Annotated in this window: 15 protein-coding genes; 4 read left to right on the top strand and 11 right to left on the bottom strand. The window is 70.6% G+C overall.

What is annotated here, in order from left to right; all coding sequences use genetic code 11:
* Positions 1–100: 100 nt before the first annotated feature.
* Genes HHX33_RS16920 through HHX33_RS16905 form a run of 4 tightly spaced genes read right to left on the bottom strand, consistent with a single transcriptional unit; the run spans position 101 to position 2,596 of the window.
* Positions 101–487, bottom strand: coding sequence for an OsmC family protein (locus tag HHX33_RS16920; RefSeq protein ID WP_182875426.1), 387 nt, complete (start codon positions 485–487; stop codon positions 101–103).
* 4 nt (positions 488–491) lie between these two features.
* Positions 492–1,556 (bottom strand): HAMP domain-containing sensor histidine kinase, encoded by a 1,065-nt coding sequence (locus tag HHX33_RS16915; protein WP_117408451.1) that lies wholly within the window; start codon positions 1,554–1,556, stop codon positions 492–494.
* On the bottom strand, positions 1,553–2,266 hold the full coding sequence (locus HHX33_RS16910) for a response regulator transcription factor (RefSeq protein ID WP_117408450.1): 714 nt from the start codon (positions 2,264–2,266) through the stop codon (positions 1,553–1,555). Before HHX33_RS16910 ends, HHX33_RS16915 begins: the two co-directional genes overlap by 4 nt.
* A 54-nt stretch (positions 2,267–2,320) precedes the next feature.
* Positions 2,321–2,596 (bottom strand): hypothetical protein, encoded by a 276-nt coding sequence (locus HHX33_RS16905; protein ID WP_117408449.1) that lies wholly within the window; start codon positions 2,594–2,596, stop codon positions 2,321–2,323.
* 196 nt (positions 2,597–2,792) lie between these two features.
* Here HHX33_RS16905 and HHX33_RS16900 point away from each other — a divergent pair, with 196 nt between their 5' ends.
* A complete protein-coding gene (locus HHX33_RS16900) occupies positions 2,793–3,164 on the top strand; it encodes a phage holin family protein (protein ID WP_117408496.1) in 372 nt (123 codons plus the stop codon).
* 237 nt (positions 3,165–3,401) lie between these two features.
* Here the strand turns inward: HHX33_RS16900 and HHX33_RS16895 are convergent, their stop codons facing one another.
* The 3 genes from HHX33_RS16895 to HHX33_RS16885 all read right to left on the bottom strand — a co-directional run bounded on the left by HHX33_RS16895 (position 3,402) and on the right by HHX33_RS16885 (position 6,610).
* The gene (locus HHX33_RS16895; RefSeq protein ID WP_182875425.1) at positions 3,402–3,884 is read right to left on the bottom strand and encodes a hypothetical protein; all 483 of its coding nucleotides are present in this window, start codon (positions 3,882–3,884) and stop codon (positions 3,402–3,404) included.
* Positions 3,885–4,302: 418 nt separating this feature from the next.
* Positions 4,303–4,902: a hypothetical protein gene (locus HHX33_RS16890; RefSeq protein WP_182875424.1), complete on the bottom strand. Its 600-nt coding sequence runs from the start codon at positions 4,900–4,902 to the stop codon at positions 4,303–4,305.
* 412 nt (positions 4,903–5,314) lie between these two features.
* Entirely contained in the window at positions 5,315–6,610 is a 1,296-nt protein-coding gene (locus HHX33_RS16885) for an MFS transporter (protein ID WP_259402549.1), read from the bottom strand.
* A 202-nt stretch (positions 6,611–6,812) separates the two neighbouring features.
* Between HHX33_RS16885 and HHX33_RS16880 the strand changes: the two genes are divergently transcribed.
* A complete protein-coding gene (locus tag HHX33_RS16880; protein WP_310741413.1) occupies positions 6,813–7,901 on the top strand; it encodes a LacI family DNA-binding transcriptional regulator in 1,089 nt (362 codons plus the stop codon).
* On the opposite strand, the gene HHX33_RS16875 is transcribed toward HHX33_RS16880, so the two are convergent.
* Positions 7,837–9,114, bottom strand: coding sequence for an MFS transporter (locus HHX33_RS16875; RefSeq protein WP_182875423.1), 1,278 nt, complete (start codon positions 9,112–9,114; stop codon positions 7,837–7,839). The genes HHX33_RS16880 and HHX33_RS16875 overlap by 65 nt on opposite strands.
* Before the next feature lie 70 nt (positions 9,115–9,184).
* On the opposite strand from HHX33_RS16875, the gene HHX33_RS16870 reads away from it, so the two are divergent.
* A complete protein-coding gene (locus HHX33_RS16870) occupies positions 9,185–10,189 on the top strand; it encodes an ArsR/SmtB family transcription factor (RefSeq protein ID WP_182875422.1) in 1,005 nt (334 codons plus the stop codon).
* A 17-nt stretch (positions 10,190–10,206) separates the two neighbouring features.
* Here HHX33_RS16870 and HHX33_RS16865 read toward each other — a convergent pair whose 3' ends face one another.
* The 3 genes from HHX33_RS16865 to HHX33_RS16855 all read right to left on the bottom strand — a co-directional run bounded on the left by HHX33_RS16865 (position 10,207) and on the right by HHX33_RS16855 (position 13,407).
* Positions 10,207–11,100 carry a carbohydrate ABC transporter permease gene (locus HHX33_RS16865; RefSeq protein WP_182875421.1) on the bottom strand — a complete coding sequence of 298 codons (894 nt, stop codon included), beginning with the start codon at positions 11,098–11,100 and terminating at the stop codon, positions 10,207–10,209.
* The gene (locus HHX33_RS16860) at positions 11,097–11,981 is read right to left on the bottom strand and encodes a carbohydrate ABC transporter permease (protein ID WP_244302427.1); all 885 of its coding nucleotides are present in this window, start codon (positions 11,979–11,981) and stop codon (positions 11,097–11,099) included. The genes HHX33_RS16865 and HHX33_RS16860 overlap by 4 nt, the downstream gene beginning before the upstream one ends.
* A gap of 139 nt (positions 11,982–12,120) precedes the next feature.
* Positions 12,121–13,407 (bottom strand): ABC transporter substrate-binding protein, encoded by a 1,287-nt coding sequence (locus HHX33_RS16855; protein ID WP_182875420.1) that lies wholly within the window; start codon positions 13,405–13,407, stop codon positions 12,121–12,123.
* 230 nt (positions 13,408–13,637) lie between these two features.
* On the opposite strand from HHX33_RS16855, the gene HHX33_RS16850 reads away from it, so the two are divergent.
* Complete coding sequence (locus HHX33_RS16850) at positions 13,638–15,539, top strand: ABC transporter ATP-binding protein (protein ID WP_182875419.1); 1,902 nt, start codon at positions 13,638–13,640, stop codon at positions 15,537–15,539.
* Positions 15,540–15,566: the final 27 nt, after the last annotated feature.

Below are 15,566 nucleotides of genomic sequence, written 5' to 3'. Positions count from 1 at the left end.
CTCCCGAGGACATGCTTCAACAGTACAAGCCCGCTTGTCATGAAGTCGTCATACGCAGGTTGACTTTCGGCCTGCATCCGGTGGGCTACGCCCGCCCGTGTTACTCGCCGAGCACGAGCCTGACCTCGGTGCCCTGCTGCAGGGACCGGCTCACCGTGCAGTGCCGTTCGTGGACCCGTCCGGCGACGGCCTCGAAGACCTCTCCCGTGTCCCCCGGCGGCAGTTCGACGTCGTACGTCACGGTGACGGACCGCAACAGGGTCGGGCTCTCCTTCTCCGCCGAGACCTCCACGGCGAGCCGCGCGAGCCGGTGGCCGCGCTTGGCGGTGAGCGGCTCGACGGTCATGACGTTGCATCCGCCCACGGCCGCCAGCAGCAGCTCCACCGGGCTGAACAGCCCGTCGCCGGAGCCCATCACGATCTCCGCGCCGCTCTCGTTGCGGGCGACGAAGCCGTCCTCGGTCCGCTCGACGCGTACAGAGCCCATGCGTCTACCCTACTGGCAGCGCCAGCCGGACGAGCGTGCCTCCGCCGGGAGCGGGACCGGCGGAAACGCTGCCGCCGTGGCTGTCCACCACCTGGCCCACGATCGCCAGCCCCAGCCCCGACCCGGGCAGCGCCCGCGCCGAGGGCGCCCGGTAGAAGCGGTCGAAGACGTGCGGCAGGTCGTCGGTCGAGATGCCCGGGCCGTGGTCGCGGACGGTCAGCACGCCGTCCTGCAGGGACACCTCGACCCGCCCGCCCCTGGGGCTGTACTTCGCCGCGTTGTCGAGCAGGTTGGCGACGGCCCTGGCGAGCCGGTCGGGCACGCCGCGGACGACCGCGGGCTCGACCGACACCGCGTACTCGGTCGCGGGCCAGTGCCTGGCCGCGCGGGCGACCTCCCGGGAGACCAGCTCGTCGAAGCGCACGCGTTCCACGAGTACGGCGGGCTCCTCGTCGCGGGCCAGTTCGACCACGTCCGCGACCAGCGCGGTGAGCTCCTCCAGCCCGCTCATCACGGCCCTGCTCGCCTCGTCGCGGTCCTCCGGGGGCAGGTTGCCCCTGATCAGCAGCTCCACGTTGGTCCGTACGGCGGTGAGCGGCGTGCGCAGCTCGTGGGAGGCATCGGCGACCAGGCGTTTCTGCGACTTCGCGGAGCGTTCGAGGGCGTCGAGCATGGCGTTGAAGCTCCGGGCGAGGCTGCTCAGCTCGTCGTCCCCGGACACCTGGATGCGGGTGGTGAGATCCCGGGTCGTGGTGACCCGTCCCGCGGCGTCCTTGAGCGCGTTCACCGGCCGCAGCGCCGCCCGGGCGGCCAGCCAGCCGAGCGCCCCCGACAGCACCAGCCCGCCGACGGCCACGGCGACGAAGGGCCAGCCCAGGTCGTCGACGTCCGCGAGGGCGGCCAGCACACCGCGGGGCGGGGGGTCGCCGTACCCCTCGTACGTCCCGTAGTGGTCCCTCGCCCACTCGACCCGGCGGCAGGTGATGAAGTAGGCGGCCACGATGACGACGATCACGCTGACCGCGGCGGCCAGCGCCGAGGCCATCGCGAGCCGCCAGCGGAGCTTCACCGCTCCTCCCCCGCCGGCTCACCGACCGGCTCCCCGACCGGCTCTCTCAGCGCGTACCCCAGGCCGTGCACGGTGTGGATCAGCCGGGGCTCGCCCCCCGCCTCGGTCTTCCTGCGGAGGTAGCGGATGTAGACCTCCAGGGGGTTGGAGCCGGGCCGGAAGCCGTAGCCCCAGATGCGCTCGTGGATGACCTGCCGGGTGAGCACCTGACCGCCGTTGCGGATCAGCAGGTCCAGCAGGGCGTACTCGGTCCTGGTCAGGTCGATGAGCCGGCGGCCGCGACGGGCCTGCCTGCTGTCCGGCAGCAGGTGGAGGTCGGCGAAGCCCGCCTCGGGCGACGGCGCGGCGCGGCGCAGCAGCGCCCGCACCCGGGCGAACAGCTCCTCCAGCGCGAACGGCTTGACGAGGTAGTCGTCGGCGCCCGCGTCCAGCCCGGCGACCTTGTCGCCGATCCCGTCCAGCGCGGTCAGCATGAGGACCGGCAGCCGGTTGCCGTCGCCGCGCAGCGCCCGGCAGACCTCGATGCCGTCCATCCCCGGCATCAGGACGTCGAGCACCATCAGGTCGGGTGCCGAGCCGCCGATGACGTCCAGGGCGTCGAGGCCGTCGCCCGCGGTCGCCACGCCGTACCCCTCGACCCGCAGGGCCCGCGCGATCGCGTCGCGGACCTCGGGCTCGTCGTCGACCACCAGCACCTGTGTCTTGACCACGCCGTCATTGTGACGTGGGGAGATGAGAGGTTGCTGAGCAGGGGCGGAGTGCGCTCAGGCGTCGGGGTGTCTGGACAGGTAGTCGACGTAGACCGGCCGGAGCGCGTCGCCGAGCTCACCCTCGCCCGCCGCCATGGCATCGCTGAGCAGCGCCGACACCCTGCTGAGGTCGTTCGCGGTCTCGTCGGTGTTCCCGCTGGCCGCCTCGGCCGCCGGGATGACCTTCAGCAGATCCCACAGGAAACCCAGGTCACCGTGTCGCACGGCGTAGCGCACGGCCCGGTCGTGCAGCTCCTTCGCGGGTAGCGACTCCAGCTCTTCCACGTCCATTCGATCTCACCTCCGCAAGGAGGGTTTCCCCGATGTTTGCCGCTTATACCCGGCGCCGGGAGAAAGGCGTGCCGGGTCCCACACCCGCCGCGCCGCCGCGCCCGGTCAAGCCGGGGGGAACCGGGCGTACGGCTCCGGTCGTTCCCCGGACACGGAAACCGCGCACTCTTTGCCGCACCGTGGAAGGATCGTGGACGTGAAGGTCATACTCAAGATCGTCGTGGTGGCCGCGGCCCTGTGGGCGTCCACCAAGCTGGTGGACGGCATCACCGTGAGCGCCGGCTCCACCGCCAAACAGATCGGCACCCTCCTCGCGGTCGCGCTGATCTTCGGTCTGGTGAACGCCGTCATCAAGCCGGTCATCAAGACCATCGGATGCGCGTTCTACGTGCTCACGCTGGGCCTGTTCGCCCTCGTGGTGAACGCCGCGCTCCTGCTGCTGACGAGTTGGCTCGCCGGGCAGCTCGACCTTCCCTTCCACGTCAGCGGATTCGTCGCCGCCTTCTGGGGCGCCATCGTCGTGGGCGTGATCAGCTGGGTCCTCAACATGATCCTCGGCGACGACTGACCTCGCCGTCCTGAAGCTGCGGCTCTCGACTGGTCAGCAATCTGAGTCTTGCCGTGAAGGGAGGCGTGAGTAGCAGGCATGCCCTCCATCCACCCCCGCTATATAGCGGTCGGCGGCTCGTTCCCGGTCACGTGCCCAGCGTCCGCTCCCGTGCAAGGCCTCGCACGTCCGCACAAATCTGCTTTCTGACCTTTGCCAAGAAGTGTCGACGGAACCCGCCCGGAACGGGACCCGCTACTAGTCTCTCCGGGCGTACCAAGCGGAAGCTCCGCCGTAAGCCGAGATGCCCACCAGCACAACACCCGCCAAGGTGGCCGCCACCTGTCCCATTTCGCGACTGTGCAGTACAGAGACCGCGTAGAGCACCACGGCGACCACGATCACCGCCCTGAACGCAAAGGCCGCCGCACGCATCGCGATGAGACGTCGTCGTTCCCCCTGGTTGGCAGGATCGATTATCACGGCCAGCGTTTCTGGGTTCTCACGACCCCAGAGTTTGAAGGCTACCCCCACCAGCAAGATCGATCCGATCGTGACCCATCCCCAGATCGCCCCCCATTCCCTAGTCGTGGCGTAGATGACGACGAGAGCCACAATCGCCGCTCCGATGGCTGCAGCCAGCGCAAAGACGAACCGCACAATGCTCCGGTGAGGCTCGCTCTTGCCTTCGAGAGTCGGCGATCCAATGGCATCGGAGGACCGACGATGCTCTTCTGTCACCTGTGCCTCCCTAACTTTTCTTTCTCACTCCTCGTCTGCATGAAAGATCCCCTCCGCAGTCGGTCCAAACAAACGAGCGATCCAGAGAGTCAGCGGCAGCGACGGGCCGTACCTCTCTTTCTCTATTACGCCATTACGTCGATCGGTTGACGAGACACTTCAAGCCCCTCACCCAGCCGAGTTTGCATGCATCCTTCGCGTTCCGTAGCCGCCGCACGTCGTTTCGCACACATGGGAAAGTACTCTTCCCCTTTGATCATGTAAAGCGACCCTCACACGGGTTGCACTGCCCGATAGCCACAGTCGTGGAGGAGTCTTTCATGAACATACGTTTGATCAATCACGCTGGGGCAACGCCACAATGCGCTCTGCCGGGTTGGCTGCTACCTCACCTGTTCCCAGTGCCCGAAGGCATCAGTCAGCAGCGTGCGGAGTGGCCGCCCGGCCCCACCTGCACCTCGACCGTGGACTCATCACTCGTGGGACGGACGTGCGGGGGCTCCTCGCGGGCCGTCCAGGCCGGCTGCCCCCCTCTGCGTTCAAGATCGGTGTAGTAGTCAACTTGCTCGGCGTCCACAGGGACTACGCGGATACGGAACCACGAATACGCCGGACCAGCCAACAACACCTTGACCCTCCATCGGTCGTCGTCGTAGTCCAGCTGTGTATAGAAGGACATATCGCCCACTGGGTTGCCATCCACGATCCGGTAGACATAGACGACGGGCACAACATCTGCACTCTTCGGCCGCCCATGCCCGGCAACGAGTACACATGGATCGAGGGGGACCTGGTGGCGCGCCCGAGGATCAGGCGTGTCGATCACAATCTCGATGCCATGCCACCAATACGTGAGCCACTGCACGCACATCAGCACGACAACACTCACGATGACAGCCTTCACGAACCCCCAGAGCCGCGGCACCGCCCACCGCACGAATCGCAACCACCACGGCCCCTTCGATCCCTCACCCTCCGGGACGACCGCCCCCGCACCAACCATGCCCTGTCCAGCCATAGCGGCCACGCCTCCCTAATCATCATCGATCAGGACTGTGAGCGGGGAAATCCTAATCACTTAGGTGGACGCCAGACAAAACGGAAGTAAAGAGAAGAGGAAAGATCATTTCCGAGACCCCCGGCCACCTGCGAAAACGTAGAAACCGGAGGGTAATTCATGTTATCACCATACCCGCGGAGGGCCCTTGAGGGCCTGGAGCCAATGAGAGTGATCGCAATCAGATGTCTCGATATCAAGGGTTTCCAGACCGGCGGCTGAGTAAATATACAAAAACCACTAATCATCTCATATCCGGACCAGAGTCGGACGCCAAATTGTTGCCGTTGGAGACCGCGCCCGCCGCGCGCGCGAAGAAGGTACGACCGGTCGTCGAGGAGTGTGGAGCGGGCCGTGGCTTGCTACGCCTGAATCAGACGGGTGCGGGGCGGGCGGCGAGCACGCCGACGGCCAGCTGGACGACGCAGGCGCCCAGCCCGGCGAGCAGGGGCACGGTCCAGCCGCCCGAGACCTCGTGGAGCACGCCGATCGCGAGCGGCCCGAGCGCGGCGAGCAGGTAGCCGCCCGTCTGGGCGACCGCCGACAACGCCGTCACCGAGGCCGGATCCGGCGCCCGTACGGTGATCACGAGCAGGGCGAGCGCGATCGCGGCTCCCTGCCCGAGGCCCAGGACGACCATCCACAACCAGGGCGCCGTCGTGGGCGCGAGCAGCAGTCCGGCGTATCCGGCGATGACCAGCAGCATGGCGGCAACGACGTGCGGCACCTGGGAACGCGCACGTCCCGCGTGCAGGGGGACGATCAGCGCCGCGGGGATCTGCACGAGGTTCGTCAGGCCCAGCAGGTATCCCGCCTGCCCGGCCGGTAGACCGGCCGCCTGGAAGATGGTCGGCAGCCAGGCCAGCATGACGTAGAAGGTCAGCGACTGCAGGCCCATGAAGGCGGCGACCAGCCAGGTGGCGCGTGCGCGGAGCAGGGCGAGGTAGGGCCGCCCACCGGCCCGCCCGCCCCCCGCCGCCGGGACCCGCCGCGCCCCCGCCGCCGGGACCCGCCGCGCCCCCGGAGCCGGCGCCCGGGCGCCGGCCCTCCGGTTCTCCGCGGCCGGGACCTCCGCCGATCCCGCCCGTGAGACCGGGGCCGGATCCGCCCCCACGCGCGGCGTCCGGCGTACGGCGCCCGGCCGGACCGCGGCCACCGCCCACAGAGCCGCCGCCAGCAGCGCGAGCGGCGCCGCCGATCCGGCCGCCGTCCGCCAGCCGAAGCCGTCGGTCAGCGGGACCATGACCGCCGAGGCCAGGGCGGCCCCGCCCACCATGACCGAGACGTACAGGCCGGTGAAGAGGCCGATCCGGCCGGGGAAGTGCTGCTTGACCAGCCCCGGCATGACCACGTTCATGACGGCGATCGCCGCGCCGGCCAGCGCGGCCCCGCCGTACAGGGCGCTCACCCCGTCCGCGCTGCGCAGGGCCACGCCGGCCGCGAGGACGAGCAGGCCGGCCAGCAGGGTGCGGTCGAGCCCGATCCGGGTGGCCAGCACGGGCGCGGCCGGGGCGAGCAGGCCGAGGCACCCCACCATGACCGTGGTGATGGCGCCGCCGCCCGCGGGGCCGAGGCCGAGGTCACGCATGATCGTGGGAAGGATCGGCGACACGCCCGCGAGCGCGGGCCGGAGGTTCAGCGCCGCCAGGACAAACCCGACTATCAGCAATACATCGCCTCGATAGCCCACAATCCCCCTCATCACCCGCGAAACCCTACCGTCACGGTTCAAAGCCGACCTCGGCGACCGCCGGGTGCCGGACCTGCGCCCCGCCCGACCGAGCGGCGACCGGACACGCCGTTGGAGTCGTGAACGTGACGGCGTGCTGACAACGTTGTCCAGGCGTCGTGGAATGGGAGATGATCCCTGCGTGGGAGAGACCAGACGCGGCCGTCCGACCATGAACGACGTGGCCGCCGCGGCCGGCGTGGCGCTGAAGACCGTCTCCCGCGTCGTCAACAACGAGCCCGGCGTGAACGCGGCGACGGCGCTGCGGGTGCACGCCGCCATCGACCGGCTCGGCTACCGCCGCAACGACGGCGCGCGGACGCTGCGCCGCGGCCGTACGGCGAGCATCGGCCTGGTCATCGAGGACGCCGCCGACGTCTTCTACTCCAGTCTCAGCCGGGCGGTCGAGGAGACCGCGCTGCACCACGGATGCCTGCTGTTCACCGGGTCGTCCCAGGAGGACGCGGCCCGGGAGCGCGACCTCGTGCTCGCCTTCTGCGCCCGCCGGGTGGACGGGCTGATCATCGTGCCCGCCGGGACGGACCACACCTATCTCGCGCCCGAGTTCGAGGCGGGGACCAGGGCGGTGTTCGCCGACCGGCCGCCCGGCGCGGGCTGCGAGGCGGACGTCGTCCTGTCCGACAACGTGGGTGGAGCCCGGGCGGGCACAGCACATCTGATCGCCCACGGTCATCGCCGCGTCGCCTTCCTCGGCGACCTTCCCAGGATCTTCACGGCCGCCGAGCGGCTGCGCGGCTACCGGGAGGCGCTGGCCGCCGCGGGCCTGCCGTACGACGAGGGCCTGGTGGCCATGGGACCGGCCGAACCGGCGCGGTTGCGGGCCGACCTCACCCGGCTGCTGGGGGCGTCCGACCCGCCGACCGCGTTGCTGACCGGCAACGGCCGGACCACCGTCGAGACGCTGCGCGCGCTGGCCTCGATCACCGGCTCCGCGCCCGGCCCGGCGACGTCCGGCGCCTTCCCGGACCGCGCGCCGCCCGGCCTCGGCGGCCTCGCCCTGGTCGGGTTCGACGACTTCGAACTGGCCGACCTGCTGGGCGTGACCGTGGTGGCGCAGGACCCCGCCCGGCTCGGCCGTACGGCGGCCGACCTGCTGTTCCTGCGCCTGGCCGGGGACGACGGCCCGGTCACCCGGTTCGAACTGCCTACCCGGCTGATCCCGCGCGGCTCGGGCGAGCGCCCTCCCCCGCCCCGCCGGGACCGCGGCTGACACCGGGACGCGCGCCGCCACGCAGGTGCCGGCGCAGCACGACCACGGCGGCGACCGAAGCGCAGCCCGTCAGCGCGATGGCGAGATGGGCGGGCACCACCTCGGCGAGCGCCCCGGCCGCCGCGGCGCCCAGCGCCTGGGCCGTCATCACGCCGGAGGTCTGCAGGCCGAACGCCTGGCCCCGGGCGTGCGGCGGCACCGCGTCGAGGAACCGCCGCTGCAACCCCAGGTTGTAGGCCAGCCCGGCCCCCGAGAGCGCCGCCAGCGCCGCCGCTCCCGCGACGCCCGGCCGGACGGCGAACCCGAGCAGCGGCACGCCGAGCACGAACGCCAGCGGGAAGGCCAGCCGCTCCCGCACGGCGGGCGCGGCGAACCTGCCGACCACGAACTCCCCCGCGCCCATCCCCGCCGCCGCGGCGGCGAGGACGATCCCCACGCCCGGCGCCGATCCCTCGTCCGTCAGGTACGGCAGGTAGACGGCCTCCGCCCCGACGGAGAGCATGGCCGGCAGCCACCCGGCCAGCAGCAGCCCCCGGACGGCCCGGTCGGCCAGCAGTGCCCGGTTGACCCGCAACGTCGTCCGTACGGCCCCGGCCTCCCGCTCGCCCCTCGTGGCCCGCGCCGGGCGGTCGCGCAGCCCCAGCCGTACGACCACCGCGCTGACCAGTGACAACGCCGCGGTGATCAGCAGGGCCCGGGCGGGACCCGACACGGCGAGCAGGCCGCCACCGGCCGCCAGGCCCGCGATCTGCGCGCCCGCCGCGGTGGTGCCGAACACCGCCCGGCCGAGCACGTACGCGTCGCCGTCCAGCACGTCGGGCAGCACGGCGGCGCGGGCGGCCGAGAACAGCGGCGTGGGCACGCCCGCCGCGAACACCAGCGCGAGCATGACCCCGATCGGCAGGTCGCCGAGGCCGAGGACCAGGCACGTGGCCACGCGCAGGAGGTCGCCCGCGACCATGAGCGCACGCGGGCGCCACCGGTCGGCGAGCGACAGCAGAAACACGCCACCCGCGACCTGCGGCAGGAACCCGATCGTGTACGCGAGCGCCGCCAGGCCGGGCGACCCCGTCCGCGCGAAGACCAGAACGGAGAACGCGAGCATCTTCACGGTGTCGCCCAGGACCAGCAGAAGCTGGCCCCCGAACAGCACCCGGAACTCCGCGACGGCGAAGCACGCCCGGAATGTGGATCTGTCCTGGCCCGGTGTCATGGCCACCTCCCGGCGACCATGCTCGGCACCGGGCCTCCGGCCGCGCCAATCCTTCGGGAATGGCCGAAGAATGGACGTCGTGTACCTGATCGAGGTCGGCCCCCAGGACGTCGCCGCCAGCCGGTTCGCCATCTCCCCGCTGAACGAGACCATGCACGCGATGTGGATGCTGTCCGGGCGGCAGCAGGCGGGCGCGCACGCGGCCTGGGCCGCCGTGGCGCGTCCCCGGTTCGCCCGGCTGCTCACCGCGAGCGCGGGAGCGCGGGCGCTGGTGGCGCTGTTCCGGCAGGGGGCCTACAACGCCGACTTCATCGCACCGCCGCCGGCGGGCGTGAACGTCTCCTTCGCCGAGGAGATCGCGGCGATGCGGGCCACACCGCTGGACCGGGCGCGCACCGAGATCGCGCTGTCCCTGGACGGACGGCCGCCGCCGCCCGACGAGATCATGACGGTGCTGGACGACGAGCACGTCGTCGCGTCGCTGGCCGACGGGCTGGAGCGCACCTGGACCGACCTGGTGGCGCCGGAATGGCCGCGTTTCCACGCCGTCCTGGAGCGCGACGTGATCCAGCGGGCCGGGCGGCTGGCGACGTACGGGTGGGCGGCCGCACTCGGCGACCTCGGCCCGCGGGTCCGCTGGCGGCCGGAACCCGGCCGGATCGAGGTCGGGACCCCCGGCAAGGGGGACGAGCGGCACCGGCTGGACGGCCGGGGCCTGCTGTTCCTGCCCAGCGTCTTCGTACGGAACGTGATCGCCTATCTCGACGACGCCTGGCCGTACGCGCTGGTGTATCCGGCGCGCGGGGTGGCGGCGGGGCGCCCGCGGGCGGGCGGCGCGGCGGCGCTCGCCGGGCTGGTCGGCCGGTCCCGAGCCCGGATCCTGGCCGAGCTGGAGACTCCGGCGACCACGACGCAACTCGCCGCCCGCCTCGGGCTGGCGCTCGGCACGGCCGGCGGCCACGTGGGCGCGCTGCGCGCCGCCGGGCTGGTGGCCGGCACCCGCGTCGGGCGGCAGGTGCTCTACCGCCGTACCCCTCTCGGGGACGCCCTGGTGGCCGGTGCCCCCGCTCTGTGACGACCGGCCCCCGAGCGTCAGCCCTTGAGCGCGCCGGCCATGAGGCCGCGCATGAAGAACCGGCCGAGCAGGACGTACACGACCATCGTGGGGATGGACGCCAGGATCGCCGCGGCCATCTGCTGGCTGTACGGCGTCGTCACCGCGCCCGCGATGTTGTTGAGCATGACCGTGGTCGGCCACGATGTGGGCCCGGTGAGGAAGACGGCGAAGAGGAAGTCGTTCCACATCGAGGTGAACTGCCAGATGATCACCACGGCGAAGGCCGGGCCGGAGACCGGCAGCACGATCGACCAGAGCGTGCGCAGCATGCCCGCGCCGTCGACGTGGGAGGCCTCGACCAGCTCGTCGGGGATCGTCACGTAGTAGTTCCGGAAGATCAGCGTGCAGATCGGGATGCCGTACACGACGTGCGCGAGGACCAGGCCCGGGATGCCGCCGTAGAGCTGCACGCCGAGCGCGTCGCCCAGGTCCACCATCAGCTGCACCAGCGGGATCATGACGCCCTGGTACGGGATGAACATCCCGAAGAGGAACAGCGTGAACAGCACGTCGGCGCCGGGGAAGCGCCACTTCGACAGCACGTACCCGTTCAGCGACCCGAGGGCGGCGGAGATCAGCGATCCGGGGATCGCGAGCAGGAAGCTGTTGACGATGCCCGGTTCGAGCTTCTCCCAGGCGACGCTCCACGCCTCGGTCGTCCAGACCTTGGGGAGGTTCCACGCCTGGGCGGGGTCGGCCTCGCTGAGCGGCTTGAAGCTCGTGACCAGCAGCACGTAGACCGGGATCAGGAAGACCAGGACGAACAGCAGCAACAGGACGAGCCGCACCCACGTGCCCGCCCTGCCCTTCTCGCGGGCCGGGGCGGCGGGCGCCGTACGCGGAGCCTTCCCGGCGACGTGGGCGGTCATGAACGGTTCCCCTTACGGGCGTTCCAGATCAGGTAGGGCACGACGAAGATCACGACGGACAGCACGATGTAGGACGCGATCGTCGCGCCCTTGGCCGGGTCGTGCGAGTCGTAGACCGCCGTCCACATGAACGTCGCGGGCACGTCGGTGATGATCTGCTTGCCCGACACCGCGACGACGAGGTCGAAGACCTTCAGCGAGATGTGGCCGAGGATGATCAGCGCGGAGAGCGTCACCGGGCGCAGCATCGGCAGCACCACGTGCCGGTAGACCCCCCACTCGCCGCAGCCGTCCACCCGGGCGGCCTCCCGCAGCTCGTCGGGAACGCCGCGGAACCCGGCGAGGAACAGCGCCATGATGTATCCGGACATCTGCCAGACGGCCGGGATCGCCATGGCCGCCATGCCCCAGTCGGGATCACGGAACCACTGCCACTGCAGGAAGTCGAGCCCGATGTAGTGGAAGAGCCGGTTGAGGCCCACCGCATGCTCGCCCGTCGCGCTGTTCATCAGCCACCGCCACACCACTCCGGTGGCGATGAAGGAGACGGCCATCGGGAACAGGTAGACGGTGCGGAAGCCGCCCTCCGCCCGGATGCCCTTCTCCATCAGGAACGCGAGGAGCCAGCCGAGGACGAGCGCGCCGGCGACGAAGACCAGGGTGAAGACGATCGAGTGCCGGACCGACAGGCCCCAGCGCTCCTCGCCCCAGATGCCGGTGAAGTTCTCCAGCCCCACGAACCTGCCGGGGATCTCCGCGATCTCGTTGTGCTTGTCGGTCATGGCGAGCTTGAAGTTCCAGCCCAGCAGGCCGTACACGAAGACCGCGATGAGGATGATCGACGGCGAGACCAGGAGCAGCCCCGGCAGCCATCTGCGCACCCGCGTCACTTGCGCCTCTCAGAAGTCAAGCACGGCCCACGCCGCGCCGGCCGGAGCCCGGCGGCGGTCACGGCGTGGGCCGTACGGGGAGATCAGCTCACTTGCCGCTGTTCACTGGCCGGTGGCCACCGGCCACTTTTCACTGGCCGCTGTTCTTGGCCGCCGCGACCAGCGCCTGCTGGAACTTGGCGACGTTCTTGTCCTGCTGGAACAGGCCGACCGCGTCGGTGATCGCGGTACGCCAGGTGTCGTTGGCGACCACGCCGTGCTGGATGGAGCCGGCCAGCTTGTCGGCGGACCACTGCTCCAGGCTCCAGCCCAGGTAGTCCTTGTAGAGCGACTGGTCGGCGTCCTTACGGGCGGGGATCGAGCCCTTCAGCGGGTTGAACGCGTCCTGGCCCTCCTTGCTGGCGGCCACCTTCAGCCACGCGATCGCGCCGTCGCGGTTGGGCGCGCCCTTCGGCAGGGTGAAGCTGTCCGACAGCCACATGAACGTGCCGTCCGTGCCCGGGGACGCGGCCCAGTCGAAGTCCTTCTTCGACTCCTTGCCGAGACCGCCCTCCGGCGGGTTGTGGAAGTAGCCGTAGGCCCAGTCGCCCATGATGTTGAAGGCGGCCTCGCCGTCGGCGACCTGCTTGGCCGCCGGCTGCCAGTCGTCCTGCGGGGTGCCGGCGTACGACAGGATCGTCTTGAAGTTCTCGAGCGCCTTGGTCACGTTCGCGTTGGACCAGTCGGAGGTGGCCGTCCACAGGGCGTTGTAGGCGTCGGTGCCGAGCGAGCCGAGCAGCACGGACTCCAGCAGGTGGACGAGCGTCCACTGCGAGCCGATCGACAGGGGGATCTTGCCGCTCTTCTTGACCTTCTCCAGGTCGGCGATGAACTCGTCCACCGTCTTCGGCGCGCCGGAGATCCCGGCGTCCTTGAGGACCGAGGGGTTGAACCACAGGACGTTCGACCGGTGGATGTTCACCGGCACGGAGTAGACCTGGCCCTCCACCGTGATCTGGTCGATCAGCTGCTGCGGCAGCACGTCCTTGAGCTTCAGCTCGTCGTACAGGAAGTTCAGCGACTCCAGCTTGCCGCTCTTGATGTAGCCCTGGAGCTCGGCCCCGGCGTGCCCCTGGAAGGTGTCCGGAGGCTGGTTGGCCTGCAGCTTGCTCGACAGCAGCGCCCTGGCCTGGTCGCCCGAGCCGCCGGCCACGGCCGCGTCGAAGAACTCGAAGTTCGAGTTCTCCTTGGCGAAGATCTCACGCATCGCCTTCAGGCCGTCGGCCTCACCCGGGCCCGTCCACCACGAGAAGACCTCGACCTTCTTGTGCGCGGCCGGACCACCCGCGGTGTCCTGCTTGTCACCGCCGCCGCACGCGGAAAGGGTCAGCAGGCCTGCCACCGAGACCGCGACGGCCGCCATCCACCGTCGTCTCATCGCAACATTCCCTTCAGGCTTTTCGCGAGGATTTCGGGCTCCCCGAAGACACATATGGCTGACAACGTTGTCAGCACAGCCCATCCAGCCACTTCCACGGGCACGCCGTCAAGTTTGTCCCGATAACGTCTCTGCATACGGAGGTTGGCGGACTGTTAGGGACATGCGTCAAAGGAAGCGCCGCGGCCGGAGCCCGCGAAATTGTCGGTACGGGCGCACACACTGCTGGCATGACGGTCACACAGCAGGGGGGACATGACCATCTGTCCGAGGACGACCTACCGGATCTGGAGGAGATCGAGTCGCCTCAGTGGGCCCGGCACTACGGCACGATGGCGGGGCTCAGTTTCCTGACCGTGGCGCGGCGGCTGCCCGGCCTGACCCGCCAGGCCCTCCGCATCGCGTGGGAGGCGAGCCCCCGCGACACCCTGGCCACCATCGCGCTGAGCGTGCTCGGCGGCGTCTTCACCGCCTTCGGCCTGCTGGCCACCACCGGCGTCCTGACCGCGCTGCTCCAGGCCGGTCCGACCCCCGACCGGGTCCGGGCCGCGCTGCCGAGCCTGCTGCTCGTGGGTCTCGCCGCCACCGTTCGCACGGCGGTGCAGGCCGCTGCGGGCTGGGCCGAGTCACGGCTGTCACCCCAGGTCAGCCGCATCACCGAGCGACGGCTCTACACGCTGACGAGCCAGGTCGAGCTCGTCTGCTACGACGATCCGGAGTTCCACGACGCGCTGCAGCGGGCCCGCATGCGCGGCATGGTGGCCGACTCGATCGTGAGCGCGGCCATCGACACCGTGACCGCCCTCGTCGGGCTCGCGGCCGCGGCGGGCGTGCTGGGCGTGCTGCACCCCGTGCTGCTGCCGCTGCTCCTGCTGGCGGTGCTGCCCGACGCCTGGGCGACGGTCCGGTCGGCCAGGATGCGCTACACGACCAATCTGCAGCTGATCTCGGCCCGCCGCCGCAAGTGGATCATCGAGGAACTGCTCGCCGACAAGGACACCGCGGCCGAGGTGCGCACGTTCACCATGCGCGGTTTCCTGCTCCGCATGTTCGACACGGTCGCCATGGGCGAGCAGCGGGTGATGCTCGCGCTCGCGCGGCGGCAGACGTTCGCGAGGATCCTGGGCGAGGCGCTCGGCGGGGTCGGGCAGGGCGTCGTCTACGTCACGCTCGGGGTGCTGCTGGTGATCGGCGCGGTGCCGCTCGCGGTGGCCGGCACCGCGGTGCTCGCCATCCGGACCGGCCAGGGGTCGCTGGCGAGCCTTCTGTACGCGACGAACCGGCTCTACGAGGAGGGCCTCTACTTCACCGACTTCCTGGACTTCGCCGCGCACGCCGAGGGCAGGGTCCCGCCCCTCCGCGAGCGGCAGGCCCCGGAACGCTTCGAGCGCATCACGGTCGAGGACGTCACGTTCACCTACCCCGCCACGCCGGCCCCGGCCCTGCGCGGGGTGTCGGCCCGCGTCGAGCGCGGGGAGGTCGTGGCCCTCGTCGGGGAGAACGGCTCGGGCAAGACCACCCTCGCCAAGATCCTGGCCGGGCTGTACGAGCCGGACGGCGGCCGGGTGCTGTGGGACGACGTCGACGTGACCGGGGTCGATCCCGACAGCCTGCGCCGCAGGATCGCGGTCATCGCGCAGGACCACACCCGGTGGCCGCTGACCGCCCGCCACAACATCACGATGGGCACGGAGAGGGGCGAGGACGAGGTGGTCCGCGCCGCCGAGGTGGCGGGCGCCGACCAGGTCATCGCCGAACTGCCGCACGGCTACCGCACGCTGCTGGACCGCCGGTTCAAGAACGGCCACGAACTGTCGGGCGGCCAGTGGCAGCGCGTGGCGGTGGCGCGCGGCTTCTACCGCGACGCGCCACTGCTGATCTGCGACGAGCCCACGGCGGCCCTCGACGCCCGGGCCGAGCACGCGTTGTTCGACCGGATCAGGCGGCACGCCGACGGGCGGACGGTGCTGCTCATCACGCACCGGCTCGCCAGCGTCCGCTACGCCGACCGCATCTACGTGCTCGACCACGGCCTCGTCCGCGAGCACGGCACGCACGACGAACTGATAGCGCTCGACGGGCTCTACGCCGAACTCTATAACCTCCAGGCCGAGGCGTACCGGGCCTCCTGAGCCGGCCTTACAAGCCGCCCGCCCGGC

It is taken from the genome of Microbispora sp. H10670, from assembly GCF_014161385.1.
Lineage (GTDB): Bacteria > Actinomycetota > Actinomycetes > Streptosporangiales > Streptosporangiaceae > Microbispora > Microbispora triticiradicis.
This window is presented reverse-complemented; position numbering and strand designations above follow the sequence as displayed.

Excerpts from the sequence above, each read along its gene's own strand:
- HHX33_RS16850 (WP_182875419.1), top strand. The coding sequence starts at position 13,638 with ATGACGGTCACACAGCAGGGGGGACATGACCATCTGTCCGAGGACGAC.
- HHX33_RS16875 (WP_182875423.1), bottom strand. The coding sequence starts at position 9,114 with ATGACACCGGGCCAGGACAGATCCACATTCCGGGCGTGCTTCGCCGTC.
- HHX33_RS16890 (WP_182875424.1), bottom strand. The coding sequence starts at position 4,902 with ATGGCTGGACAGGGCATGGTTGGTGCGGGGGCGGTCGTCCCGGAGGGT.
- HHX33_RS16920 (WP_182875426.1), bottom strand. The coding sequence starts at position 487 with ATGGGCTCTGTACGCGTCGAGCGGACCGAGGACGGCTTCGTCGCCCGC.
- HHX33_RS16855 (WP_182875420.1), bottom strand. The coding sequence starts at position 13,407 with ATGAGACGACGGTGGATGGCGGCCGTCGCGGTCTCGGTGGCAGGCCTG.
- HHX33_RS16865 (WP_182875421.1), bottom strand. The coding sequence starts at position 11,100 with ATGACCGCCCACGTCGCCGGGAAGGCTCCGCGTACGGCGCCCGCCGCC.
- HHX33_RS16905 (WP_117408449.1), bottom strand. The coding sequence starts at position 2,596 with ATGGACGTGGAAGAGCTGGAGTCGCTACCCGCGAAGGAGCTGCACGAC.
- HHX33_RS16870 (WP_182875422.1), top strand. The coding sequence starts at position 9,185 with ATGGACGTCGTGTACCTGATCGAGGTCGGCCCCCAGGACGTCGCCGCC.